2 protein-coding genes are annotated in these 2,146 nt (G+C 47.3%); one reads left to right on the forward strand and one right to left on the reverse strand.

Features of this window, described 5'->3' with window-relative positions; translation table 11 throughout:
- Positions 1 to 59 precede the first annotated feature (59 nt).
- Positions 60 to 1,307 (forward strand): hypothetical protein, encoded by a 1,248-nt coding sequence (locus tag ACSHWX_RS18485; protein ID WP_435669678.1) that lies wholly within the window; start codon positions 60 to 62, stop codon positions 1,305 to 1,307.
- Here ACSHWX_RS18485 and ACSHWX_RS18490 read toward each other — a convergent pair.
- Positions 1,280 to 2,146 (reverse strand): methyltransferase domain-containing protein (locus ACSHWX_RS18490; protein WP_435669679.1); only part of this gene is annotated, 867 nt, incomplete at its 5' end. The two genes, ACSHWX_RS18485 and ACSHWX_RS18490, sit on opposite strands and share 28 nt — an antisense overlap.

Below are 2,146 nucleotides of genomic sequence, written 5' to 3' on the forward strand. Positions count from 1 at the left end.
GATAACTGGAAATTATCCATATGTCGCTTAGTGACATTTCGCGATTTTCGAGTGTTAGCTTGGATGAGTTCAAGCACGACAAACGCGCGGTTCTGTATGAAGAATTGGCTGAGTATTTTTACCTTTTTGCGAGGCGAGAGGCGTTAAGGCGGTCGTCTGTTCAAAAAGAGATAGATTACCACATTGGCAACCTCGTATTGATCAGCCTGTACTTTGACGTTGTGCTGATCCAAACGGCAACAATCTTCAACGCCAGTGACCCATTTGTTCGAAAGGTGTCTGACGGTGTCTTGGCTCACCCGACATTCCGCGGGATGTTGGATGCAAACGCACTTAAGATTGTTGGCTGGGGAGGCAACACTCCTCGTGACATGTTCGAAGCGGCTGAAGGCTTTTCCAGAGCCGCAGCGACCGAAGCACCAGCGAACTACCGTTTTAACGCCGTGGCTTCAGTTTTTAACTCTCAAAGCACTCTTTTCAGAAGCTTGGATCAACCTGATGCCGATGTTGATATTCTTTTTCGAAATAGACTTGAGCAAACGACAATAATTCGTCGCCCTAACCAGCTTGAGGCTGTCAATCTCGCACTCGAAAAGTCGATGGAAAAAACAGGCCAACTAGTGGCTGTCTCCTTTAATCCAGAGTTAGAGAAACTTGAGCTTTCATCACAGAGTGTAGATGCTGTCGGCGTGAGTTTCATACAGTCATGGCATGATCATTTGACGTCCCAAATACCGGGGATTGTCACATATGCCCCCCTATCCAATCCAATATTTATGGATCAAAAAATTGTGGTCTCAGAATCCGTCATCCGTACTTTTCTATACTCACCTCAAATATTTGCGTCATTCTTGGGGGGATATCTTAGAGCAAAGGACTTCAACGAGATTCTCAAGCGCCCGTATTCGGACTTAATGGTGGTAAAGAACGGGGACTGGAAGCGATTTGTAGATGCTTACCACGAGGCGATCGAGGTGGTTTCCGGCAATGTAGGGCATCTGGTTCATGCGGATCTTTCGGACGACAGATTTAGCGACGATACTGTATGGTCGAAGAACATTAGCGCGGCCCTAAACGCCAACTCTGATTGCGCCGACGTCAACGCCTTTATTGAAAGCCTTGCTATGCTTTCAGGTCTTATTTTCTCTATTCCCTTTCTAGGAGCAACTGCGAAGTCTGTCGGTGCGTTGCTGGGAAATAGAATTAACCGAACCTTTCAGACATTGCGCCAGAACGCCACGCTGGAAATTTCCCCTTTTATCAACAAGCTTTTAAGGCATTATGAGTTGGAGGGCGCTCGCGCCTGAAATACAAACTCGGTCATCGTGTATAGGAAGTTGGGCGAATTGAAGATGCAATCCTCGGATTGATCGTCAAAGAGTGCTCTCCATTTTTCAGCAAGTTGATGCATGCCAGCAGCCTGTGCTCGATCAGCAATCATTCTACCATTTTCAGCGACGTAAAGTCGTTGAAATTTGTCAACCGGGTGAACAAATGAAAACGACTGAGCTAGAGCACTTACCTGTTCATAGCCGCCCGCAGCGAGCAGCCTTGGTAGCTGCCTCGCAAAAAATGGATCATAGAAGTTCTCGTTGGCATTGGATCCATGCTCTTGAATGGCAATCATTAGGCTAAAGTAAGTCTCCCGATCAACTGGCCAAAAAAAATCAGAGCCAAGATCGCTGTCCTTTACTATCAACCTTCCTCCAGGCTTGAGGGCGTACCTGATTTTTTCCAAGGCAGCCTCTGGCTGTTCAACATAGCACAACGAATTGAAGGCTGTTACAGCGTCAAATTCACAGACATGATCAAGTTCAAGGATGCTACGCCGCTCAAAAGACATCCTTGACCGATGATGGTGCAATAGTCTCTTGGCATCGGCGGCCCCTACGGCGTGCGCGTCAACGTCAATGGCAAGAACTGTACCAGTGTGACCAATCTGATCAGCTAGCATAGAGGTCCAATTGCCAGTGCCACAGCCAATGTCGAGCACGCGATCCCCCTCTCGTAGATCGAGTTTTTGCACTAATTCTGTCCGCAATCGAGACTTGATCGAGTGATGGTTATCTAGCCATTCGTCCTTGGAATACGGCTTACCTGAGTCGCTTTTGAAACGGTCGATCACGACAGATAATTTCCAGTTATC

The organism is Maritalea sp. (assembly GCF_051251695.1).
In the GTDB taxonomy this organism is placed as follows: domain Bacteria; phylum Pseudomonadota; class Alphaproteobacteria; order Rhizobiales; family Devosiaceae; genus Maritalea.